This is a genomic window from Cytophaga sp., from assembly GCF_051961495.1.
Taxonomy (GTDB): Bacteria; Bacteroidota; Bacteroidia; order Cytophagales; family Cytophagaceae; genus Cytophaga.
The window spans coordinates 1-24,252 of record NZ_JBQCDF010000157.1; the positions used below are offsets into that span (position 1 = coordinate 1).

Here is a 24,252-nt window from a genome sequence, read left to right on the forward strand (position 1 = left end):
GTATGCCATAGCCTATATAATTGTTTCCATAAGGATATAAATGCGCGGAACGCTGCATGATTTCTTTTAACTGGACATTGGTTAATGTAGGATCATATTTCATCAGACAAGCCACAAAGCCTGCTACAGCAGGACAAGAGAACGATGTTCCATTCGGTGAAAAGCACGATACATTCGGTTTCAGATAAGGCAAATTCTCCGGACCAATACTGCTGTAATAAATCCGATCCCAGTTTATTGAATTGGTAGCACCAACCGATAATGCACCTTCAGCATCTGCCGGTGCAGAAATAATTCTCCATTCAGAATCCCCTTCGTTACCTGCTGAAACAGTAAGGAAAATTCCTTTATCCTGGAAAGCAATCTGTGCAGCTTTCGTAATACGGGCTGTTTTACCGTCAATCTCCGATTGCTTATAGTTATCATTCGGGTCATCCATTTTTGTTGCATAACCCAAAGACGTGCTGATTAAACGAATGCCTAAGCTATCCATCCATTCCATCGCCATGATCCACATATCTTCTTCACCACGGTATTCTCTATCTCCGTTCTCTGTACGGGCTAAATAAAATGATGCATTCACGGCCATGCCATACTGGGCTTTGATGGATGTATCATAACCGGCAATCATACGGACTACTTGTCTGCCATGATCATCCGAAGATGTCGCGGCCACCGTAATAAGATCCTTGCGTGTTGGATCTATAAAATCTCTTTGTCCTAATATTTTTTGATCTTCTACCAGGTACTTTGTTGCCGCATCTTCCTGCAAACGATAAAAACCTGCATCAATTACACCAATCCGGATCCCTGAACCATCCGCGCCTGCTTGTGTAAAGCTTTTTGCTTTCATTTGCTTCAAAGCAGTATGCATAAGCTCCGGTTTAACATCTATAGCTGTAGATGTACCTACCATGTATATATTTAACGGTTCAACCGATGTAACAAAACTCAGCGCCTTCACTTGTTCAACCTGCTCTCTCGTTAAATAAGCAGTTACTGCATTTAACCATTTTGATGTTGCTACAATAGATATATTTAAATCTGATAAGGATGATTTGTAAGCAGCTGTAACAGGAATATCGGTTACCTGAATCAATGGAATATTCAATGAAGTTCTATTAACAATTGTTTGCTCGCTTAATGCTTTTTTATAGTCGTACCCATTGATCTCTTTATGATCAAATGAAATCCAGTATTTTTGAGTTTGAGCATAACCAGTAAAAACAAATAGAATAAAAAAAGAACACACGATAATAGATCGCTGAATAGTTTGCATATACGTCCAATTATTAATTACTTCAAGTATAAATTTAGTCAAAATGAAATACACCCCCATCAATAAAAGCTTTTTTATTCAAAATAGAAGAAAATTGGCTGAGATGTTAGACGCATCTTCTATTGCTGTCTTTCATTCCAATGATGTGTACCCTACAAATGCTGATGGCACAATGCCCTTCAGGCAAAATAACGATCTGTTTTATTTTTCGGGTATTGACCAGGAAGATACCATCCTTGTTTTATTTCCTGATTCTACTGAACCCAAATACAAAGAGGTATTGTTTATTATTGAAACCAATGAGCATATCGCGATATGGGAAGGTAATAAACTGACTAAAGACAAGGCAAGAGAACTTTCCGGCATTGAAACAGTATTCTGGTTCCATGAATTCGACACTGTATTCAAGCAATTGGCCTATGATGCAGCCAACATCTATTGCGATCAGAATGAACATGCCCGTGCTGAAAAACTTATCGATACCAGAAACGACAGATTCATTCAATCCTGTAAAACGAATTATCCTTTACATGCGCTCAAGCGCCTGGCACCGATTTCAAACGCATTACGATCTGTAAAAGATCCTGCTGAGATCGACACAATCCGGAAGGCATGTGATATAACCAAAGCCGCGTTTGAACGGATTTTAAAAACCATCAAACCCGGTATGCGGGAATATCAAATTGAAGCCGATATCATCTATGAATTTGTGCGGCAGGGTTCAAGAGGGCATGCCTATCAACCGATTATCGCCTCCGGTGCCAATGCCTGCGTATTGCATTATATTCAGAATGATCAGGTTTGTAACGACGGAGATCTTATTCTCATGGACTTTGGCGCTGAATATGGTAACTATGCCTCAGACTTAACCCGGGTTGTTCCGGTTAACGGTAAATTCAATTCCAGACAAAAGGAGGTTTATACCGCTGTACTGAATGTCTTCAAAGAGATTAAAAAAATCATCCGACCTGGTATTACCTTACAGGAACTGAACATTCAGACAGGCAAATTAATGACGCGCGAATTGATTCAACTTAATGTATTGAAACAGGAGGATATAGAAAAACCGAACGGAGAGCAGGCATACAAGCGATATTTTATGCATGGAATTGGTCATCATTTAGGGTTGGATGTGCATGATGTACATGTAAAAAACGCCCCCCTAAAAGAGGGTATGGTGATAACTTTAGAGCCGGGAATCTATATCCGGGAAGAAAGTATCGGAATTCGCTTAGAGAATGATATTCTGGTAGTTAGCAATGGAAACATAGATTTAATGGAACATATTCCCATCGAAATTGATGAAATTGAAAGTATAATGCATTCATAATTTGCATGTTAGAAAAAGACCGTTTTTAGTTCAAATTTAATACAGAAATCGACAACCTACATAATTGCTTTTTCGTTAAAAAGATTACTTCGCTTTTATTAGGGGTTATAAAGCTCAACAAAGTCATGAAAAAATTATTTACATATTGTACTGTCGCAACCATAATGATTTTTGGATCATCTTTCAATCAGCCTGATGCAAAAAACTATTATGAAACTGGCTTAAACAGCTTAAATCAAAAGGATTATATCAAAGCAATCGGAGATTTTACCAATGCTATCAGCATGAATCCTAAATTCGGGGATGCTTATTATTACAGAGCATACTCCAAAGAATTATTAGGAAAGAAAATGGGCTTCGTTAGTTCTGAGCTTTGTTCAGATTTAATTTATTCAATGGTGTATGGCAAAGAAGAAGCATCTGAAAAAATAGACGAACTGTGTACTGGTGAATGCTTTAACATGGAATCAGCATTCGTTGAACCTGAAATTGTTTATTGCGCAGACTTTAGCTCAAAAATTTTAACAGATCTACCTGATGGTGTTGAAAGCTTCACTTACTTAATTAAGTTGAATATGTTCAACAATAAATTAGTAACACTTTCACAGAAATGGGCGTACCTTGACAAACTGATCTCTCTGGACTTAAGCAGTAATAGAATTACATTGGTACCACCGGTAATAGGTAAACTTACTTCTCTTAAAGAATTAAATCTAAACAAGAATCAGTTATCTACCTTACCTGCAGAAATCGGAAACCTCAAGAACCTTAAAACATTAACGCTTCGCCAAAATGGTTTGAAAGTTTTACCTCCAAATATTGGAACATTAACACAGCTTGAAACGCTGGACTTAGCATTAAACATGCTGTCTACATTACCTGCAGAAGTTGAAAATCTAAAAAACCTGAAAAAGCTTATACTGGTAGGTAATGAGATTTCAGCTAAAGAGCAGCAACGCATTAAAACGCTGTTACCAAACACACAGATATCGTTTGAATAAATAATCAATCTTACAACCAGCTTTATAAAATAAAAAGAAAGGCCCCTGATAATTATCGGGGGCCTTTCTTTTTATTTTGCACTTCTGGTAAAATTCCTACCAGGAGAGAGGCTAATGATGCTCCAATAAAAAAGCTCCCGTTATTAACGGGAGCTTTTTACTATAAGAAAATGAGTTATAAATTAGCTCAAAGAAATTCGTACAAATGCAGAAACAGTTAATCCTTTGTGAACACCATCTAACATTTGAGAGATTGATTTAGAGTTATCTTTTACAAATTCCTGATTCAATAAAGTAGAATCTTTGTAGAATTTATTCAATTTACCCAAAGCAATTTTTTCAAGCATTGCTTCCGGTTTACCTTCTGCTCTAGCTTGTTCTTTACCGATTTCGATTTCACGTTCAACCGTTTTAGGATCTACATCGTCTTTATCAAGTGCTACCGGCTTCATTGCTGCTGCTTGCATAGCTACATCTCTGCCAGCCTCAGAGAAATCTTTTCCGCCAGTGTTTTTCAATGCAACCAATACACCCAATTTACCATTTGAGTGTACATAAGGTACAACCTGCTCACCATCCATGGATACATAAGAAGCGATAGCAATTTTCTCACCGATTTTACCTGTAAGGTCGATGATGTGCTCCTGAATGCTGCGACCGTCTGCTAAAGCTAAAGCAGAAAGTTCTTCAACAGTAGTAGGTTTTTTAGCTACAGCGGCAGCCATGATAGCTTCAGAAAGGTTTTTAAAATCAGCTACTTTAGAAACAGGTTCTGTTTCGCAAGCAAGCGCGATTAATTTACCGTTTTTACCATCTGCAGAAACAGTGATTGAAACAATACCTTCAGAAGTTGTATTTTCTGCACGGGCAGCAGATACTTTTTGTCCTTTTTTACGAAGAATATCGATAGCAGCTTCAAAGTCTCCACCTGATTCAGTAAGAGCTTTTTTGCAATCCATCATACCTGCACCAGTCATTGTTCTTAGCTTATTAACTTCAGCTGCACTAATTGTTGACATGATCAAATGAGTTTGTTGTTTTTGAAATTGATTTGTTTTTAAAAAAAATTGAACATTGGAGACCAATGTTCAATTTTAACTATGAATTAGAAAACTAATTATTGAATCTCAGCTCTATCAGAAGCTTTCTTAGATTCTTCGTCTTCTTTTAATTTAGCGTCATCTTTTTCTCTTTTTCTTTCAGACAGCGCATCTTCAATTCCTTGACCGATTGCCTGAGTTAAGATAGAGATAGATTTGAATGCATCATCGTTTGCAGGAATCGGGAAGTCTACAATAGTAGGATCAGAGTTTGTATCTACAATTGCAAATACAGGGATACCTAATTTTTTAGCTTCAGCGATCGCGATGTGTTCTTTTTTAACATCTACAACAAAGATAGCTGCAGGAAGACGTGTTAAGTCAGCGATACCGCCTAATACTTTTTCAAGTTTTTCTTTTTCACGGCTTAATACAAGTCTTTCTTTTTTGTTTAAAGAGTTGAATGCTTCATCCTTCATCATTTTCTCCATTGAAGACATTTTCTTCAATGATTTACGAACTGTTGCGAAGTTTGTCAACATACCGCCTAACCAACGTTCAGTTGCGTAAGGCATTTTCAATCTTTTAGCTTCAGCAGTAACTACTTCCTGAGCTTGTTTTTTTGTTGCAACGAACAAAACTTTACGTCCTGAACGAACAATGCTTTTAAGAGCAGTATTAGCTTCGTCTAAACAAACTAATGTTTTATTTAAGTCGATTAAATGAATGCCATTCTTCTCCATGAAGATATATGGAGCCATCTTTGGATTCCACTTACGAGTAAGGTGACCAAAGTGAACGCCTGCATCCAATAAGTCTTTATATTCGATTTTCTTAGCCATCGTATTATAAAATAGAGAGAAATATTAACGTTTACTGAATTGGAATCTTTTACGAGCTTTTCTCTTACCGTATTTCTTACGTTCTACCATACGAGAGTCTCTAGTCATTAAACCTTCTTTTCTTAAAGGAGATTTAAATTCACCGTTAACAAGTACAAGTGCACGAGCGATACCTAAACGGATCGCTTCAGCCTGGCCAGTAATACCACCGCCTTGTACGTTAACATTAATATCATATTTACCGGCTTCAGAAACCAGGTTAAGAGGGCTCTGAACAGAGATCTGAAGAGGCTCGGTTTTAAAATATGTTTTGAAATCAAGACCATTTACCACGATAGCGCCTTTACCTGATTGCAGGTAAACACGTGCTACGGATGTCTTTCTTCTTCCAATGGCGTTTAATACTTCCATCTAAACAATAATTACAGTTGAATAACTTTAGGTTGTTGTGCTTCGTGCGGGTGCTGAGTTCCTTCAAACACGTGAACATGTCTGAACAATTCTCTACCGATACGATTTTTAGGCAACATACCTTTAATAGCTCTTTCCAGAACTTTTTCAGGGTATTTTGCTAGTGTTTCTTTTGGTGTCTGAAAACGTTGTCCACCTGGATGACCTGTATGAGAAGTGTATACCTTATCATTCATTTTATTTCCAGTCAAACGAATTTTTTCAGCGTTGATGATGATGACATTGTCACCGCAATCTACGTGTGGAGTATAAGAAGGCTTATGCTTTCCTCTTAAAATCATTGCAACCTGGCTGGCAAAACGACCTAGTGTTTTACCTGCGGCATCAACAACAACCCAGTCCTTCTGAACTGTAGCTTTGTTTGCAAACGTTGTTTTGTAGCTAATGCTATCCATTTTCTTAAATCAATAAATAATTCGCCCTTCAATTCAAAAAGGGATACAAAGATATCTGTTTAGATATTTAAATGCAAACCAAGTTCAAAAAAATCATGAAGAATACTCTTCTAATTTTTTTACCAGCACCTGAAAATCCTTCGGATAGGGTGCTTTTATGTCCAAAATCTGCTCATTCATATCTGTAAATATCAGAGAATTAGCGTGTAACGCAAATCTCTGAATCAGGGGTCTTTCTTCAGAATCTTTTTTTAAATTAAATTTTTTTCTTTTGATTTCTGAAAGATATAAGGGTAGCCCTCCGTAGATTTCATCCCCTACAATGGGAGCTCCCAGGGTAGAAAGGTGAATCCGGATCTGGTGCATACGACCGGTAATGGGTAAACAACGCACCAAAGTGGCTTTTTTAAATGCCTGTATGGTAAAGAAGATCGTTTCGGCGATTTTTCCTTTGGCTTTATCAATTTTAACCGTTCCGGTAGGGAGAGCTAAAATAGGCAGGTATACATCTACCCCATCCAGGTCATGCGTGCCATTTACTACCGCGTGGTATTCCTTGGTTACTTGCCTGGATTCAAACTGTATAGAGAGATGTCTGTATGCAGCCGGATTTTTAGCTACAGCCAATACGCCAGAAGTTTCTTTATCTATCCGATGGCAGAGCTGCGCATCCGGCCAGTATTCCCTTGCCATCCTTATAATGCTTGTAGCCCCGCCTGAACGCTCGTCGAGTGAAGATATAAATGGAGGTTTATTGATAAAAAAATAGTCATCATTTTCAAAAATGATTAATTCTTTAATCTCAACCTTTTTCATTTATTACTTTTCCTTTCTTTAAACGGAACTGGAATTCCGTGCCTTCATTTACCCTGCTTGAAACTATGATCCTGGAATCATGGGCTTCAAGAATGTGTTTTACTATAGACAATCCGAGTCCGGAACCGCCTTTATCCTTGGAGCGGCTTTTTTCAACCCGGTAAAATCTCTCAAAAATACGATTTAAATGTGTCTCTTCTATACCCGGACCATCATCTTTCACTGAAATTAATACCGATTCATTTTCTATGGTATAGGAAAAGATAACCGTTCCATTGTCGTTGCCATACTTTATAGCATTGACAATCAAATTGGTAACAACCTGCCCGATGCGCAATTTATCAGCATGTATATAACAGGATTTGGGAGAATATTTATTGAACTTTAACCGGATACCACGTTTCTGGGCGGCATCTTCCAGTTGTTCAAAAATGTCTTCTGTCAGTTTCCGGATATCGAAATTCTGGAAATGCATTTTAATCTCACCGCTTTCCAATTGCGAAATGGTAATCAGGTCTTCAACCAATAAATTGAGTCCATCCAGGCTGAAAGCTGCTTTTTGAAGAAACCGTTCCCGTACATTGATATCATCCATTGCTCCTTCCATCAGTGTGTGTACAAATCCCTGGGCGGCGAATAAAGGTGTTTTCAGTTCATGGGAGACGTCTGCCAAAAATTCACGCCTGAAAGTCTCCAGCTTTTTAAGCTCTTCAATCTCCCGTTGTTTCTGAACAGCAAAATCCGATAACTCCTTTCGTATTTTGACAATAGGGTCGGTTGTATTGATATATTTGTTGCGTTCCGGGTTGGCCTCTTTCTTTTTAAACGGGCGCAGCATATCTGAAATCGTATCCAGCTCCTTATATAAAGTAATGTTTAACAATATATAGGAAGAACCCGATATTAATGCGAATAAAAAAAACAGCATCCACTGCCATCCGTGAATGGCCGGGATTACAGAATAGATATATAATAGCCCTGCAGTGAGCAGCGTTACAAACAAACCCAGAAATAAGGCTACATTGCGGGGATGGGTCATTTACAGAAAGGAATTATTCATCGATTGCAAATTTATAACCGATTCCTTTAATAGTTGTTATATAATCCTCCCCAATTTTCTCTCTTACTTTCCGGATATGTACGTCTACAGTTCTTGGCACAACATATACGTCAGTTCCCCAGATGTTTTTCAATAATTCATCCCGGTTGAAAACCGTGTTTGGCCTGTTCGCTAAAAAATAGAGCAGTTCAAATTCTTTTTTAGGAAGAATGATTTTATCCGGCCCTTTCATCACGGTATAGCTTGAACGGTCAATAACCAGATCTTTAATCACAACACTTTCCTTTTCATTTGTGCTCTTTACTCCTCTGCGGAAAAAAGCAGAAACTCTGCTGATCAGTGCTCTCGGCTTTATAGGTTTGGTAATAAAATCATCTGCTCCGGCATCAAATGCTGCAATCTCTGAAAATTCTTCAGAACGGGCTGTCAGGAAAATGATATAGGATTCTTTTAATTTCGGTATTTCACGGATTTTTCGGCAAGCCTCAACTCCGTCCATCTTAGGCATCATAATATCCATTAAGATCAACTGGGGTAAAAACTCTTTTGCTTCTTCTATCGCTTTTAAACCATTATTGGCACTGCGAACATCATACCCTTCTTTTGTAAGATTATACTCAAGTAATTCAATTATATCTTGCTCATCATCTACCACTAAAATCCGATTGTTCGCTTTCATTTATACTATGGTTTATTTAATAATTCCGCCAGTTTCGCATGCAGATCTTCTCCGCGAAGGTTTGCAGCAATCAGCTTACCTTGTTGATCAATCAGGAATGTTGCCGGAATTCCTTTTACATTATATAGCTTAGCAGCATCCGATTGCCATCCTTTTAAATCTGATACATGGTTTGGCCAGATCAAGCCGTCTTTATTAATTGCAGCCTGCCACTGGTCTTTATTGGTATCTAACGATACACTAAACACCGTGAAGCCTTTTTCCTTATAAATATTATATGCATTAACAACATTCGGATTCTCCCCTCTGCACGGTCCACACCAGGATGCCCAGAAGTCAATCAGTACAACTTTACCTCTTAAAGAATTTAAAGCAAGTGTTTTTCCATTAATATCTGTCAGGATAATATTAGGCACTTCTTCTCCCACAGAAATACTTTTAGGAAAACTGGCCTTGATCTGTTTTGCATCTGCTGATTTTGGAAATTCCTTAATAAAGTTATTGGTAAGTCCTTTGGCATAATCCAGATCGTTCTGAATAAATAACGGAATGAGAGTAGAATAAAACACTTGTTTATTATCCGATCCCGCCGCACAGGAAGCCAGCAACTTTTCTGCAGCGGCTTTCCATGCATACAGATCCTGCTGTACATAATATTGGTAGTAAGCCTGAATTTTTGATGGCAGCATATCTCCTGCCGCATATTCTTTATCACTGAATTCTGCCGGAGTAAAAAAAGTCTCTGCCGTTTTACCATCAAATATAAACATATTGATCACCTTGGTGATAAACAATGCAGGATTTGCGGTTGCTATACGTTTCAATTCAACTTCATAAACAGCATTCAGGGAATCACTTTTTTGTCGCAATACAGCAATTTCATTGCTGAATCGTTCTTCAGTCATACCCGGCTGTTCTTTGATCTGCTGAGCCTGTTGATTCAAGGTTGTATTGAATGTATTTTGTGTCTGATTGATTTTTTGATACGAAGCAAAGACATCGTTTTCTTTGGAACCTGTAATTGTAATGCTCCTTTCTATATCAAGGTTGCCGGTAACGACAATACTTTCATAGCCTGCAATCAACGTCAGCGCTTCTGTTTTATCAAAGCCCAATTTATAAAAGCCCGTAGGAATCACATCGGCGTATTTGAATTCGAATGAACCGTTTGAATATCTGGTTGAATCGAACGCATAAACCGTGCTGCCTAAATACTTGAATAAATAAATTGTAGAGTGGCCTGTTTGTGTGAATTTACCTTTAATTGAAATTGGCTTAGCCTGTACATTTGAAGCCAATAAAATTAAACAAACCAACGCTACTTGCTTAATGAATTTCATGTGATGCAAATTTAAATAGAATTAAAAGGAGAATACCGGTAAGTTAAGAGAATTGACCAATATTAACAATTTCTTAATTTACCGGTAATGCAAATATAATCTGGGCTGAACTTATTTTTTCGTAAACACAATCGGGTGTTTCAAACCGGAAAAATCTTTCAGTTCAACTTCAACTTTTCCTACAAACATATCTGCTTCAATTTTGACAGGAATTTTATTGCCGTCATCTGAAAGCCACATACGAATTGAATTTCCGCCGTCAAACATTTTGTTATCCGGCATCACAGGCTGAATCTTAATTGCATTGATATACCCGTGTTTTGTATGTACTTTTTCTTTTCCAACATACTTTACTGTAAAATCATACAGCTTATCTTCAAAAAAAGCTTTCATGCTGATAGTAGTGCCTGTAGCCATTTTTGAATAATCCAGGGTACGCAGATAATAAGCACCGCTCACAATATCCTGCAGGTTCGCAGAGATTGGATATTCAGCTGTGGATTTGCTCAACTCCTTACCGCTTTCTCTGATTACGTTTGCTTTATTGTTTTTATAATCAAACATAACCATCTCTTTTAACCGGTAGTTATTTTCTATGATGTCACGCATACTTCTTTGCGGAATTTTAGTAGCAGTATCGATATAGCTGGTCCATTGATCGCGGATATGCATTGCTACATCAAATGTACCTGTTGACGAACCGATAACAGCAGCTTTATAACATACTTTATTATTGATCAGATATAATGCAGGATCTACTTCAATACGAGCCTCACCGGCTGTAATGAATCCGTAATGCAAACGATACGACAACGCCTCTTTAGGACCATATGCCGCGACGGTAGCTACAGGCGCTTGTGTCTGGAATGTAAACGAAGCGGCCATAAGCAGAATTAGAGAAATTACTAAAAAGCGTTTCATAGGTACTGACATGTTAAATGGTGTTATTATATAAGATACAAAAGATATACCAATATTTTATAGGCTATCATTTATTGGAATACTCCCATCTTTTTTCTTTCAAACAAATAAAATACATTCTTTTGAATGTTGATAATTTTAAAAACCTTACTGGATAAAAGTTTGTAAATTAGCAAGATAAATATCTATCCGAGATTAAATACTAAAATAATTAGTATTTAATTTGCTAATTATTTTAGTATTTAATAGGTTTGTATCGTCGGTTAAGAAACCGGCCTTGTTTGAAAAACGCAGCATGAAAGAGTAGAATATTTCATGCACGCTCAAAGTAAGATCTTTAACCATTTTAACAACAAAGCCATGAGTAAAAATGCAAGTGCATCAAATCCGCAAAACGAAAAACTGAAAGCTTTACAGCTGACTATTGACAAATTAGAGAAAACCTACGGTAAAGGCACCGTGATGAAATTGAGTGATGAAGTTGTTCCGGATGTACCTGTCATTCCAACAGGTTCTTTGGGCCTTGACATCGCTTTAGGTATCGGTGGACTTCCCAAAGGAAGAATCGTTGAGATTTACGGACCTGAATCTTCCGGTAAAACAACGCTTTCGATGCATTGCATTGCTGAAGCACAGAAATCCGGTGGTATAGCTGCATTTATTGATGCGGAACATGCTTTTGACAAAACATATGCTGAAAAATTAGGCATTGATACTACAAACTTATTAATCTCGCAACCAGACAACGGAGAGCAGGCATTGGAAATTGCCGAGCATTTGATCCGTTCAGGCGCCATCGACATTATTGTTATTGACTCTGTTGCCGCCCTTGTACCTAAAGCTGAAATTGAAGGTGAAATGGGTGACAGCAAAATGGGTCTTCAGGCACGTTTAATGTCTCAAGCCTTACGTAAATTAACCGGAGCCATTAACAAAACAGGCTGCTGCTGCATATTCATCAACCAGCTAAGAGAAAAAATTGGTGTTATGTTTGGCAACCCTGAAACAACAACCGGTGGTAATGCTTTGAAATTTTATGCTTCTGTACGTCTGGACATCCGCCGCATCGGACAAATCAAAGAAAGTGCTGACAATATTACAGGTAACCGTACCAAGGTAAAAGTTGTTAAAAACAAAATGGCGCCTCCGTTCAAAGTCATTGAATTTGATATCATGTACGGCGAAGGAATCTCCAAGATCGGGGAAATCATTGACCTGGGTGTTGAACTTGGTATTATCACAAAAGCCGGTTCATGGTTCTCTTATGAAGGAACGAAACTGGGTCAGGGAAGAGATGCAGTACGCACGGTATTCCTTGATAATCCGGAAATGCAGGACGAAATTGAATTAAAGATTCGCCAGAAAGTACAATTAAGCGGAGTTCCCGCAGCCATGGAAGCGAAGGAGCTCGAAGAGGAAGAAGCATAATCTTCCCCTGCGAATTCTACCGCAGGATTTCTCATGGCAAAAAGGCATCTTGTTCAGAAATGAACCGATGCCTTTTTCTTTTTATAAATACATTTCAGAACTTCCCTACCAATTCCCCATAAGCCAATACCTTGCCTTCCATCGCTTCCATGATTTCATGCTTGTCAGCATTCACGAAATCTAACGCGGGTACTGATAACGCATATACACGGAAAAAATAACGATGGATACCTATCGGCGGCTTTGGTCCCGCATAGCCAACGCCGCCGGTATAATTAATGCCTGAAGCGATATGATCTGCTTGTAGCTGCTTTGCAGTAACTGCCTGGGGCAAAGCATGTACCTGTGCAGGAATATTATACAAAACCCAATGACTTACTGTTGTTAATTTAAAATAAGGTGCCGGACCATCATAATCTGTCATAAGCAACACAAGAGATTTTGTTCCGCCAGGCAGATTGCTCCAGTGCAATTCGGGAGATTTATTGTCTCCTCTACCTGAAAACGGCGATGGCATCATTTCATCATGCACAAAATCATCTGAGCTTAATGCAATCGTGCGCGGGATTGATTTGTGATAATTATATTCTGCACGTTGCTGCTTTGAAACCAGTATAAGCCTCGTTATTATCGTTCCAGTAGTAATTATAAAAATCAGCAATAAAATATTCTTTATCATTTGTTCGCTCGTTATTCTCGTCATTATATAAGTTATAAAAAAAAGCAGCCGTTTCAAATAATACTGCAAGATTACTTCTTATACACAGTGCAAGTCAGAATACCTTGCAAAAACAATTTTGTACTCGTAACAATAAAGCCATGCCGTTTAATCAGCCGATCAATGGAAGGTAGTTGCCGGGCAGGCAGGTATGTTATTTTTCTGAAAAAATAATACAATACCTTTAACCCAACACGTGCACATAGACGCAATATACAATTGCCGGGTATTGAAAAATCGGTCACATATAATAATGCATCCTTGCTCAGCTGTCTGTTAAAAGATGTAATTAGTGTATCCACATGTGCATCATCAAACAGATCTAAAAAATAATTACAGACAATAACATCATACACACCGGGTTCAAGCTCTTCAACCGGTTTACAAACGAAAGTCACACGTTGCAATGCTTCCGGTAGCTGCGTCAACATCCTGTTCCGTGCATAAGCAATCATTTTCGCTGAGGCGTCTACATACGTTACATGAATTGTTTTATTTGTTTGCAATAATTGCTGCAAAAAATAGCCTGTTCCGCCACCAACAACCAAGCCGGTTGATTGTGTACTCAGCTTTTCAATGAATGCCAGCTGGCTTTTATTGATCTGATTGCAAGAGGTTATATATGTTATTGCATCGTAAAAAAATGTAATACGGTCAAAACCTTTACCAACGTTGTTTTTATTTTCGGGCACGTTTAAAATAGATTAATTTACTTTTTACTTACAATGTCAACCATAGCAGTATGAGTCCTATTACATTTATATGCTTTTATTTATACAGTGAATGCTCCTAACAGATTAGCCAGAAATTGTAATAAAACCGAACGCATAATTACAACAAATCATTCCGTTGATTATCTTTTAACTGAACGCCTGACAATTGTTGTGAACGTATTTCATGCAGTAAATAAGAAATTTTATATACAGCCTGCTGGTAACTTAAACCGGCTGGCTGTATATTGGAAACACAATTTCGTTTTTCATCGGTATTACCACTGCGAGGCATATAAGTTATATATGCCCCCAAACTTGTTGGAGCACTTAATCCAGGCCGTTCCCCTAATAATATTAAAGAGATCTGAGCATTTAGAGCTTCTCCGATAGGATCCGATAGTCCAACCCTTCCTTGCTCCGCTAATATGATTGGTGCAATATTCCAATAAGCCAGTTCTTTCAACAATAACTCAATAAAAGGAATTGCATGTATATTCACTGCATCTGCAGACAAACCATCCGCAAAGATGATGCACAAATCCGTTTTATCCGTTCGTAAAGATTCCAATTGCTGACGACTTTGCCCATGCAGCAATCTTCCTTTATTCGGATTCCGGATATAATCCACCCGATCCTGGGCCTGGCTCTTTACCCGCTGGACATTCAAGCCGAGTTGAAAAAGCTTTTCGTTCAACCAATCTGCTTTAATTTCCGCTTGCACAGCGTCACGCGCCAACGCATGCGCCATACGCAGGCTTAATATTTCTGAAGTTGGCATAGCATTACCGGCACGTCCCATTGCAATACGCGCATGTGTAAAATTCCGCAGTTCTTGCCAATAATCTTCTTCCATACTTTATACAATTAATCCATTCAAATCATCTAAAAAGCGTATGTTATTCCGTGCACCCGTGATTTCATGTTGAGCATTCATCATTCCCATTTGTATCAACCAGCTTTCAAATTCAGGTGCAGGCCGTAACTTCAAAAGTTTACGGATATATAAGGCATCATGAAAAGAACTACTTTGATAATTCAGCATGATATCGTCTGAACCTGGCACTCCCATAATAAAACTGCAGCCTGCCGTACCCAACAATGTTAGTAAAGCATCCATATCATCCTGATCTGCATCTGCATGATTGGTATAACAGATATCACACCCCATAGGCAATCCCATAATTTTCCCGCAGAAATGATCTTCCAGTCCGGCACGTATTATTTGCTTCCCATCAAACAAATATTCCGGACCAATAAAACCAACAACTGTGTTTACCAAAAGTGGATTGAAGGCCCTTGCAACTGCATAGGCACGGGCTTCTATTGTTTGTTGATCAATGCCATGATGTGCATTTGCAGAAAGCGAACTTCCTTGCCCCGTTTCAAAATACATCACATTATTTCCGATTGTCCCTCTTCCCAGTGATAAAGCGGCATCATGCGCTTCCCTGAGTAACGAAAGATTTATTCCAAAGCTGCTATTTGTTTTCTCTGTTCCGCCAATAGATTGAAAAACAAGATCAACAGGAGCTCCTTGTTCGATAGCCATAATCGTGTTGGTTATATGGCTAAGTATGCACGATTGCGTAGGGATATTGTATTGCTGGCGCACAGCATCAATCAACTTTAACAATTGAATTTGAGTAGCAACATTATCTGTGGCAGGATTGATGCCAATAACAGCATCGCCGCTTCCATAAAACAATCCATCCAGCATAGATGCAGCAATCGCTTTCAGATCATCCGTAGGGTGATTTGGCTGCAGCCGTGTGGATAAGCGCCCTTTAAGCCCTATTGTATTCCTAAAACGTGTGACAACTTCGCATTTTGAACTTACCAGAATTAAATCCTGCAAACTCATAATTTTTGAAACAGCTGCTGCCATTTCGGGTGTTATTGCTTTTTGCAATGCAGTCAAATCATTCGTTGAAGTTGTATTGCTTAACAGGAAATTTCTAAAATCGCCAACCGTAAGGTGGGCAATGGTTTTGAAATTGACCTGGTCATGTGAATCAAAAATGAGCCGGGTTACTTCATCGGTTTCATAAGCAACCAACGGAACTTCGAGAAAAGTTGTCAGAGGTAAATCAGCCAGGGCCATTTGAGCAGCCACTCTTTCCTGGTAAGATGTTGCTGCGAGTCCGCCCAATTGGTCGCCCGATCGTATCGGAGATGCCTTCGCCAGCAATTCCGCTAAGGTATTAAATATAAATACTTGTCGATGAACAGTATGTTTATACATATCTACACTTATTATAATACATCACCAATCAGCTCTTCTTACTAAAGATGATTGGTTTATAGGAAATAAACAAGTGAAGCTTTTGTTACGACTGGTTTAAAATCCTACTAAAAGCGTCTAATTACCAAGCTATTATTAAGCATTTTTTGTAATTCAGCGAAAAGCTGTTAAATTATTCCTATCTTTGCATGCTCAATTACATTTTAAATTTAATACCGTAATATTAAATGAAATTATCAGAATTTAAATTTGCCCTTCCGGCAGATCTTGTTGCACAACACCCTGCTGCAAACAGAGACGAAGCAAAAATGATGGTCATTAATCGCGCTACCGGCACCATCGAACACAAAGTTTTCAAAGACATTATCAATTATTTCGACGAAGGAGATATCATGGTTATGAATAACACCAAGGTTTTCCCTGCGCGTTTATATGGTAATAAAGAAAAAACAGGCGCAAAAATCGAAGTATTTCTTCTGCGTGAATTAAATGCTGAACTGCACCTCTGGGACGTATTGGTTGATCCTGCCCGTAAGATCCGTGTAGGTAATAAATTATATTTCGGCGACAGCGATTTAGTTGCTGAAGTTGTAGATAACACTACATCCCGCGGCCGTACCATCCGTTTCTTATTCGACGGTAATTCAGAAGATTTTTCAAAAATCATTGAAACCATTGGCGAAACTCCGCTGCCAAGATATATTAAAAGACCGGTTGAGGAAGCCGATAAAGACCGTTACCAAACTATCTTTGCTGAAGCTAAAGGCGCAGTAGCTGCCCCTACAGCAGGCTTACACTTTACCAAACAGGTAATGAAGCGTATGGAAATCAAAGGTGTAAACTTTGCTCCATTGACCTTACACGTTGGTTTAGGCTCATTCAGAACCGTTGATGTTGAAGATTTAACGAAACACAAAATGGATTCTGAGAACTTTATCATCACTGCAGAAACTGCGGAGACCGTTAATAAAGCACTGGATAAAAAGAAACGCGTTTGCGCAATCGGTACTACAACCATGCGTGCACTGGAATCTTCTGTTTCTGCGAACAACCGTTTGAAACAAAACGCAGGCTGGACAGATCGTTTCATCTTCCCTCCGTATGATTTCAAAATTGCAAACGCAATGCTTACAAACTTCCACATGCCTGAATCTACATTGTATATGATGGCTTGTGCATTTGGCGGCTATGAATTAATGACAAAAGCATATAAAACTGCCATTAAAGAAAAATATAACTTCTTAAGTTATGGTGATGTAATGCTGATCATCTGATAGAGAAAAAAATAGTTAAATAAAAAAAGTCCTCCGATAGTTATCGGAGGACTTTTTTTATTTAACTGAATTCAACTTCAACGATTGATATCGTGGGTATGTGAATTCCTCCTTTTAATGTTATATACTGATGATCGGCCGACCAGATGGTTGTATGAACCATCATGAGTTTTCCGTCTTCGGTCATAAAGGTCATCTTTACTTTACCATGATACGCATTGCCTAAGCGCTCTGCTTTCTCAAGGTAAATTTGTCTTAATCTTCTTTTAACAGGATCTTCAATAACATCCGTTTTAGAAAATAATATTGTAGACAGTGCTTCTTTTTCAATTAAAGTTACTTGCTGCTGCTGCTGTATTTTTTCCATATTCGTTTCGCCCTCATTTTACAATACTCCAATAACGTTCATTACGCAAATAATCAATTATTGTTTCTAATGTTGAAAATTGAGATAAAAAAAGGGATGTTTTTACACATCCCTTAAATTTAAGAAGTAATTCTGAAGATATTTAGTATCCCATTTTCTCGTTTGCATTGAAAGAATTCAAATCTTCAAATGCTTGTTTTAAACGAGCCACGAATGAATCTTCACCTTTACGTAACCACACACGTGGATCGTAGAATTTCTTATTTGGTTGATCAGCGCCTTTAGGGTTACCAATCTGTCCTTGTAAATATGCTTCGTTTGCTTTGTAGTAGTTCAACACACCTTCCCAGAAAGCCCACTGTAAATCTGTATCTAAGTTCATTTTTACTACACCGTAACCGATTGCTTCACGGATTTCAGCCTGTGAAGAACCAGAACCACCATGGAATACGAAATCCAAAGGATTCTCTTCTGTGCGGCCATATTTAGATTTGATGTAATCCTGAGATTTTCTTAAAATTTTCGGCTCTAATTTAACACTACCTGATGTATATACACCGTGTACGTTACCGAATGCTGCTGCGATTGTGAATTTATCACTCACTTTCATTAATTCTTCGTATGCATAAGCAACTTCTTCAGGTTTTGTATACAACTCATCGTGATGAACACCAGAATTGTCGACACCATCTTCTTCACCACCGGTAACACCCAATTCAATTTCAAGTGTCATACCGATTTTGCTCATACGCTCAAGATATTTTTTGCAGATCTCGATGTTTTCATGCAATGGTTCTTCAGAAAGATCCAGCATGTGAGAAGAGTACAATGGTTTTCCATGAACTTTGTAGAACGCTTCACCAGCAGTTAACAAACCGTCAATCCATGGAAGTAATTTTTTTGCTGCGTGGTCAGTATGTAAAATAACACCTACACCATACAATTCAGATACCTGATGAACGTGATGTGCACCGGAGATTGCACCAGCAATAGATGCTTCCTGATTTCCGTTTGGTAAAGATTTACCAGCATAAAACTGTCCACCGCCGTTTGAGAATTGCACGATAACCGGAGAGTTAGCAACTTTTGCTGTTTCCATAACTGCATTCACAGTACCAGTACTTACAACATTTACTGCAGGGAATGCAAGTTTTGCTTTTTTAGCATCAGCAAATAACGCCTGAACTTTGTCGCCTGTAATAACGCCAGTTAGTGCTTTGCTTTTAACATTTTCAACCATAATACTTTGTTTATTATTCTTTGTAGTTGGATACATTTTTTTCCTGAAAAGGAAGATTAAATATACAAAAAAGCATTTATACTGAACACCAATTTGCCACGAAAATTGCTTAAAATGTAATAATTGGCTATTTTTTGCATTATACTAACAATATATATTAACATGTTGGCAGGCACTTTTTACTGAAAGCCTCCTCCTCACGTAAAATGAATGGAAACTTAGTACATTGCACCATTATGCGGTTACGTTCCAAGCCAGTTTTATGCAATTATTATGTCACTTACCGCTGCAATGCCACCTGCAGTTTTTGTGATATCTGGGAAAAGCCGTCTCCTTATGTAACGCTTGATACTGCAGAAAAAAACATTGCTGACCTGAAAAAACTGGGTGTAAAAGTCATTGATTTTACCGGCGGCGAGCCCTTGCTGCACAGAGATATAGACCAGTTACTGAAGCTGGCAAAAAAACATGGCATGATCACAACACTCACTACCAATGCGCTTTTATATCCTAAATGGGCCGAACGGTTAGCAGGCTTAATAGACATGCTGCATTTTTCACTTGACTCACCCGACAAAGAAGAGCACGATACTTTACGTGGTGTTGCCTGCTTTGATTTTGTCATGGAATCCATCCAACTGGCGAAATCATTGGGCGAACGCCCCGATATCCTGTTTACGGTCTTTGATCACAACATTCATCTGATCAAAAGAATGTATGAAGAAATCTGTTTGCCGAATGATCTCGTGCTGATTTTAAATCCATCATTTGAATACAACCAGGTTAATATCGGCAACGGCTTAAAAGAAAAAGATCTGAATGAACTGGCCCATTGGGCGAAGAAAAAAAATATTTACATCAACGAAGCATTTATTCAGCTTCGGTTGGATGGCGGCAACCACACTGCTGATCCGGTATGTAAGGCCGCATCTTCTACCCTTGTCATTTCTCCTGATAATACATTGGTCCTGCCCTGCTATCATTTAGGAACAGAGGCATTTTCCATCAACAACGATTTATACAACCTGTATCATTCTGCTGCTGTTAAAAATGTTATTGCGCAGGAAGGCAAACTAGCTGCCTGCGAAGGCTGCACGATCAACTGTTACATGCAGCCATCGTTTGCGGTAGAGATCAATAAATACTGGTTCAAAGCATTGCCAAGTACATTGAAATACGGCATTGAAAAGGGCACGTGGAAAGAATTGTTCAAATAGATTTGTCTGAACTGTGATTTATTTGATTTATATGATTCGTGTAATTTCTTCTTATTCATTTCAGAAATTTAAATCAGCAAGAGCTTCTCTAAAAGAGTTAGAATCTTCCGATTCCTTCCTTATATTTACATAGAACTATATTTAGACTTGCACATGAATCTTCGCATCTTTTTTGATCCGGTTTCTATTGAACTTCAACCTTCCGATTTACTTGAACCATACATCTTTGCCAATGCCATTACGTATTACAAAGACAGCTTCCCTGAGCTGCAGGGCGTACATATCGCTCTGATTGGTCTATCTGAAGAAAGAGGCTCAACCACAAACCGCGGTGCAGAAAAAGGCGCAGACGAAATTCGCAAAAAACTATATGCTCTGCGCAGAGGCTCCGGCAGCAACAACATCGTTGATTTGGGCAATCTGCGTGTAGGGATTAATGTGGAAGAAAGTTATTTACGCATCAAGGAAGTCTGTGAATATTTGTTAAGCATCAACATCATTCCTGTTTTGTTCGGCGGCACACATGATCTTGACCTTGGTCAGTTTCAAGCATACGCCGGTTCAAACAAACTCATCAGCGTATTGAATGTGGATGCATACATTGACATGAATATTCCAACGGAAGATATCAGCAAAACGCATTTGCACCGCATCCTGCTGCATGAACCGAATTTCCTCTTCAACTTTTCACAACTTGCGTATCAAACATACCTGACCGATCAGGAAACACTGAATGTTCTTGAAAAATTATATTTCGAAATGTACCGCATTGGTCAGATGCGCGAGAACCTGGACGAAATAGAACCAGTGATCCGTGATGCTGATATGATGAGCTTCGATATCACTGCGATCAGACACAGTGATGCTGCAGGCAATGCCAATGCGCAACCTTTCGGTTTAACCGGCGAAGAAGCCTGTCAGATCTGCTGGTATGCAGGCCTGAACTCTAAACTAACCTCTTTAGGTATCTATGAATACAACCCGCTGTTTGACGAACGTAGACAAACGGCTTCCGTGATTGCTACAATGATCTGGTATTTTATTGAAGGTTTTTATAACCGCAAGGAAGATTCCGATTTTGAAAGCACAAAATATGTACGGTACATTGTACCTATGCAGGGCGAGCCTTCACAGCTTACATTCTACAAACACCTTCAAACGGAAAAGTGGTGGCTGGAAGTTCCTTTCCCAAACAACAAACATCAGTATGCCCGCAACTCAATCATTCCTTGCGCATACTCTGATTACCTAACTGCTAACCGAGGCGAACTGCCATACCGCTGGATCAACACGCATGCTAAACTCATCTGATGCTCCTTTAAAAGAGTATACCAAAAGTCAGCTGGCATTACGCAACGGCCAGGATAAACCGGAAATCTGGTGCGCCTTCAATGGATTGATCTATGATGTATCGCGGTCAAAGCTATGGCGCAACGGCAAGCATTATGAACACTGGGCCGGACAGGATCTTACCGATGAAATGAAAGACGCTCCGCATACACAGAATGTGTTTGATACGTTTACGGTGGTAGGGAAATTAAAGTAGTACGGAGTATAAAGTACTAAGTACAGAGTATAAATTAAGAGAACTTTAAATTAAACAGTACTTAGTACTCTGTACTCTGTACTCATACTAACACATGATTGCAATCGTCGACAGTGGTTCAACAAAAGCAAACTGGTTATTTACCGGAAAAAATCAAGTACATGATTTCTCAATCCGTACAACCGGTATCAATCCGTATTATCAAACTGTAGAAGAAATTCAGGAAGCGTTACAGAAAGAACTTGTACCGAATCTTCCGCAGGTAAATTTAATTACTGCTGTTTATTTTTACGGCGCCGGCTGCGAACTACCCGCACAACAGGCCGTAGTGGCGCGAGCGATCTCTCCGCTTTTCAATAATTGCTCTGTACATGTAGACAGCGACCTGATTGCTGCGGCACGCTCTGTACTAGGCGATGACGCGGGCATCTGCTGCATCAGTGGCACAGGATCAAACACCTGTTATTATGATGGTAAAAAAATCGTCCGTAATATAAACTCATTGGGCTTGTATATGGGTGATGAAGGAAGCGGCGGCTTCTTAGGAAAACTGCTGGCGCGTGATTATATCCGTGAGGCTATGCCTGCCGATGTACGTGCGCGTTTTGAAGTATTCACGGCAGATCGCAAAAGCGATATCATGGACAAAGTATATAAAAAGCCTTTCCCTAACCGTTATCTTGCGTCCCTTGCACCATTTGCCATCCTGCACAAATCAGAAGCCTACCTGAACGGATTGATTGAAGAAAACTTCCGTTTGCTGTTTGACAATTGTATTTGTCGTTACGATAATTTCGAAAAACTGCCTGTGCGCTTCATTGGTTCTATTGGCTTACATCTAAGAGAAGCCCTGGAAAAAGTAGCCGCTGATAAAAAAGTAAAAATTGACAAAATCGTTGACGACCCGATGCAGGGTTTAAAAGAATATCATTTGAAACACACGTTATGAATATAACTGAATCCTCTTCAAACTATTCAAACCTGGAACAGATGTCTGTTTCAGATTTATTGACCAACATCAATAAAGAAGACAAGACGGTGCCGCTTGCGATAGAAAAAGCTTTACCGCAATTAGAAGCATTGATCAATTCTATCGTACCGCGCATGAAAAACGGCGGCCGCTTATTTTATATCGGTGCCGGTACCAGCGGCAGGCTCGGCGTGGTAGACGCCTCTGAATGTCCACCTACTTACGGCGTACCCCAAGGCATGGTCGTTGGTATTATTGCAGGCGGCGACAGCGCCATACGCAAGGCTGTTGAATTTGCGGAAGACAATGCCACACAAGCCTGGCTCGATCTGAAAGAATATGATATCAATACAACAGATACTGTAATCGGTATTGCTGCTTCCGGCAGAACACCTTATGTGATCGGCGGTTTAAAGGCAGCGAAAGAAGCTGGTATCAATACCGGCTGTATTGTTTGTAATCCGGGCTCTGCTGTTGCAGCAACCTGTGACTTTCCTGTAGAAGTGATTACAGGACCGGAGTTCGTTACCGGGAGTACCCGCATGAAAGCCGGCACAGCCCAGAAGCTTGCACTGAATATGATCTCTACAGCCGTTATGATTCAGCTTGGAAAAGTAAAGGGAAACAAGATGGTAGATATGCAATTGAGCAATTTAAAACTTGTAGACCGCGGCGTGCGCATGATCATAGATGAATTGAATATTGACGCAGAGCAGGCAAAGAAGTTACTGGAAGAGAATGGTAATAATGTACGTAATGCTATAAACGCATACAAAGGCCATGCATGAGATTGAACCGTTTTACAATTGGGAGGAAAATTATTCTTCTGCTGAAGACCCACGGTCTCCCTTTTATGAAGCGGAATACAATACCGAATACTACACCAATTCCATCTATGGATATTATATCCATCCCCTATGGGATTATATAGGCTCTGAAACCTTATACATAAAAATTCTTTTTGCAGATTACGACGAGCAGGTTGTTGTGATCGAATTTTTAGGCGAATGGAACGACACCCTGCACAATGACATTATGCATCTGAAACGAAATGTGATTGACTTACTGCTTGCTGAAGGCATTACTAAATACATTTTAATCGGAGAGAACATCATGAACTTTCACGGCAGCGATGATGAATACTATGCAGAATGGTTTGAAGAAATTGAAGATGGCTGGATTGCTGCCATTAATTTCCGTGAACATGTTTTAGAGGAATGGAAAAAATTCAGCCTTGATTATTACATCAATTTCGGCGGAACACTTGAATTATTGAACTGGAGGACCATGAACCCACAGGTGTTTTGTAAAACAGTTGAAGGCTTAATTCAAAAGAGACTAGATTAACAAAAAACAATACCCA

General features: G+C 39.0%; 26 protein-coding genes. 10 read left to right on the forward strand and 16 right to left on the reverse strand.

All coding sequences use genetic code 11. From position 1 onward, the window contains the following. The coding region (locus ACTHJT_RS08025; protein ID WP_440237484.1) for a S8 family serine peptidase at positions 1-1,279 on the reverse strand (1,279 nt) is incomplete at its 3' end. A 43-nt stretch (positions 1,280-1,322) separates the two neighbouring features. On the opposite strand from ACTHJT_RS08025, the gene ACTHJT_RS08030 reads away from it, so the two are divergent. Together ACTHJT_RS08030 and ACTHJT_RS08035 are read left to right on the forward strand one after the other, a co-directional pair. Further along, complete coding sequence (locus tag ACTHJT_RS08030) at positions 1,323-2,609, forward strand: aminopeptidase P family protein (protein WP_440237485.1); 1,287 nt, start codon at positions 1,323-1,325, stop codon at positions 2,607-2,609. Between the two features lie 125 nt (positions 2,610-2,734). Continuing rightward, the gene (locus tag ACTHJT_RS08035; RefSeq protein WP_440237486.1) at positions 2,735-3,610 is read left to right on the forward strand and encodes a leucine-rich repeat domain-containing protein; all 876 of its coding nucleotides are present in this window, start codon (positions 2,735-2,737) and stop codon (positions 3,608-3,610) included. A 182-nt stretch (positions 3,611-3,792) separates the two neighbouring features. On the opposite strand, the gene tsf is transcribed toward ACTHJT_RS08035, so the two are convergent. The 9 genes from tsf to ACTHJT_RS08080 form a co-directional block, all read right to left on the reverse strand. Then, positions 3,793-4,629: a translation elongation factor Ts gene (gene tsf / locus ACTHJT_RS08040; RefSeq protein ID WP_440237487.1), complete on the reverse strand. Its 837-nt coding sequence runs from the start codon at positions 4,627-4,629 to the stop codon at positions 3,793-3,795. 98 nt (positions 4,630-4,727) lie between these two features. Then, a complete protein-coding gene (gene rpsB, locus ACTHJT_RS08045) occupies positions 4,728-5,492 on the reverse strand; it encodes a 30S ribosomal protein S2 (RefSeq protein WP_440237488.1) in 765 nt (254 codons plus the stop codon). Between the two features lie 24 nt (positions 5,493-5,516). Then, complete coding sequence (rpsI, locus tag ACTHJT_RS08050; RefSeq protein WP_440237489.1) at positions 5,517-5,903, reverse strand: 30S ribosomal protein S9; 387 nt, start codon at positions 5,901-5,903, stop codon at positions 5,517-5,519. A gap of 11 nt (positions 5,904-5,914) precedes the next feature. Next, positions 5,915-6,358: a 50S ribosomal protein L13 gene (gene rplM, locus ACTHJT_RS08055; RefSeq protein ID WP_440237490.1), complete on the reverse strand. Its 444-nt coding sequence runs from the start codon at positions 6,356-6,358 to the stop codon at positions 5,915-5,917. 93 nt (positions 6,359-6,451) lie between these two features. Further along, entirely contained in the window at positions 6,452-7,174 is a 723-nt protein-coding gene (locus tag ACTHJT_RS08060) for an RluA family pseudouridine synthase (protein ID WP_440237491.1), read from the reverse strand. After that, positions 7,161-8,213: a sensor histidine kinase gene (locus tag ACTHJT_RS08065; protein WP_440237492.1), complete on the reverse strand. Its 1,053-nt coding sequence runs from the start codon at positions 8,211-8,213 to the stop codon at positions 7,161-7,163. The genes ACTHJT_RS08060 and ACTHJT_RS08065 overlap by 14 nt, the downstream gene beginning before the upstream one ends. A gap of 13 nt (positions 8,214-8,226) precedes the next feature. Beyond that, the gene (locus ACTHJT_RS08070) at positions 8,227-8,913 is read right to left on the reverse strand and encodes a response regulator transcription factor (RefSeq protein ID WP_440237493.1); all 687 of its coding nucleotides are present in this window, start codon (positions 8,911-8,913) and stop codon (positions 8,227-8,229) included. A gap of 5 nt (positions 8,914-8,918) precedes the next feature. After that, complete coding sequence (locus tag ACTHJT_RS08075; RefSeq protein WP_440237494.1) at positions 8,919-10,253, reverse strand: redoxin domain-containing protein; 1,335 nt, start codon at positions 10,251-10,253, stop codon at positions 8,919-8,921. A gap of 111 nt (positions 10,254-10,364) precedes the next feature. Then, positions 10,365-11,174: a DUF3108 domain-containing protein gene (locus tag ACTHJT_RS08080; protein ID WP_440237495.1), complete on the reverse strand. Its 810-nt coding sequence runs from the start codon at positions 11,172-11,174 to the stop codon at positions 10,365-10,367. Between the two features lie 360 nt (positions 11,175-11,534). On the opposite strand from ACTHJT_RS08080, the gene recA reads away from it, so the two are divergent. Next, entirely contained in the window at positions 11,535-12,602 is a 1,068-nt protein-coding gene (recA, locus tag ACTHJT_RS08085; RefSeq protein ID WP_440237508.1) for a recombinase RecA, read from the forward strand. A 94-nt stretch (positions 12,603-12,696) separates the two neighbouring features. On the opposite strand, the gene ACTHJT_RS08090 is transcribed toward recA, so the two are convergent. The 4 genes from ACTHJT_RS08090 to ACTHJT_RS08105 form a co-directional block, all read right to left on the reverse strand. Next, positions 12,697-13,281 (reverse strand): YbhB/YbcL family Raf kinase inhibitor-like protein, encoded by a 585-nt coding sequence (locus ACTHJT_RS08090; protein WP_440237496.1) that lies wholly within the window; start codon positions 13,279-13,281, stop codon positions 12,697-12,699. Positions 13,282-13,352: 71 nt separating this feature from the next. Further along, positions 13,353-14,012 (reverse strand): class I SAM-dependent methyltransferase, encoded by a 660-nt coding sequence (locus ACTHJT_RS08095; RefSeq protein WP_440237497.1) that lies wholly within the window; start codon positions 14,010-14,012, stop codon positions 13,353-13,355. Between the two features lie 139 nt (positions 14,013-14,151). Beyond that, positions 14,152-14,886: an ethanolamine ammonia-lyase subunit EutC gene (eutC, locus tag ACTHJT_RS08100; RefSeq protein ID WP_440237498.1), complete on the reverse strand. Its 735-nt coding sequence runs from the start codon at positions 14,884-14,886 to the stop codon at positions 14,152-14,154. A 3-nt stretch (positions 14,887-14,889) separates the two neighbouring features. Beyond that, positions 14,890-16,275: an ethanolamine ammonia-lyase subunit EutB gene (locus tag ACTHJT_RS08105; RefSeq protein ID WP_440237499.1), complete on the reverse strand. Its 1,386-nt coding sequence runs from the start codon at positions 16,273-16,275 to the stop codon at positions 14,890-14,892. Positions 16,276-16,502: 227 nt separating this feature from the next. On the opposite strand from ACTHJT_RS08105, the gene queA reads away from it, so the two are divergent. Next, positions 16,503-17,549, forward strand: a complete 1,047-nt coding sequence (gene queA, locus ACTHJT_RS08110) for a tRNA preQ1(34) S-adenosylmethionine ribosyltransferase-isomerase QueA (protein ID WP_440237500.1) — start codon at positions 16,503-16,505, stop codon at positions 17,547-17,549. A 61-nt stretch (positions 17,550-17,610) separates the two neighbouring features. Here queA and ACTHJT_RS08115 read toward each other — a convergent pair whose 3' ends face one another. Further along, positions 17,611-17,916: a hypothetical protein gene (locus ACTHJT_RS08115; protein ID WP_440237501.1), complete on the reverse strand. Its 306-nt coding sequence runs from the start codon at positions 17,914-17,916 to the stop codon at positions 17,611-17,613. A gap of 142 nt (positions 17,917-18,058) precedes the next feature. Continuing rightward, positions 18,059-19,156 carry a class II fructose-bisphosphate aldolase gene (gene fbaA, locus ACTHJT_RS08120; RefSeq protein WP_440237509.1) on the reverse strand — a complete coding sequence of 366 codons (1,098 nt, stop codon included), beginning with the start codon at positions 19,154-19,156 and terminating at the stop codon, positions 18,059-18,061. A 236-nt stretch (positions 19,157-19,392) separates the two neighbouring features. On the opposite strand from fbaA, the gene ACTHJT_RS08125 reads away from it, so the two are divergent. From ACTHJT_RS08125 to ACTHJT_RS08150, 6 genes are all read left to right on the forward strand, one after another. After that, complete coding sequence (locus tag ACTHJT_RS08125) at positions 19,393-20,373, forward strand: radical SAM protein (RefSeq protein WP_440237502.1); 981 nt, start codon at positions 19,393-19,395, stop codon at positions 20,371-20,373. A 153-nt stretch (positions 20,374-20,526) separates the two neighbouring features. Then, positions 20,527-21,684 (forward strand): formimidoylglutamase, encoded by a 1,158-nt coding sequence (locus tag ACTHJT_RS08130; RefSeq protein ID WP_440237503.1) that lies wholly within the window; start codon positions 20,527-20,529, stop codon positions 21,682-21,684. Then, positions 21,668-21,919, forward strand: a complete 252-nt coding sequence (locus tag ACTHJT_RS08135; RefSeq protein WP_440237504.1) for a cytochrome b5 domain-containing protein — start codon at positions 21,668-21,670, stop codon at positions 21,917-21,919. Before ACTHJT_RS08130 ends, ACTHJT_RS08135 begins: the two co-directional genes overlap by 17 nt. Before the next feature lie 94 nt (positions 21,920-22,013). Next, positions 22,014-22,868 (forward strand): hypothetical protein, encoded by an 855-nt coding sequence (locus tag ACTHJT_RS08140; protein WP_440237505.1) that lies wholly within the window; start codon positions 22,014-22,016, stop codon positions 22,866-22,868. Continuing rightward, positions 22,865-23,677, forward strand: a complete 813-nt coding sequence (gene murQ, locus ACTHJT_RS08145) for an N-acetylmuramic acid 6-phosphate etherase (protein WP_440237506.1) — start codon at positions 22,865-22,867, stop codon at positions 23,675-23,677. Before ACTHJT_RS08140 ends, murQ begins: the two co-directional genes overlap by 4 nt. Next, positions 23,670-24,236 carry a hypothetical protein gene (locus ACTHJT_RS08150; protein ID WP_440237507.1) on the forward strand — a complete coding sequence of 189 codons (567 nt, stop codon included), beginning with the start codon at positions 23,670-23,672 and terminating at the stop codon, positions 24,234-24,236. Before murQ ends, ACTHJT_RS08150 begins: the two co-directional genes overlap by 8 nt. The last annotated feature ends 16 nt before the right edge of the window (positions 24,237-24,252 follow it).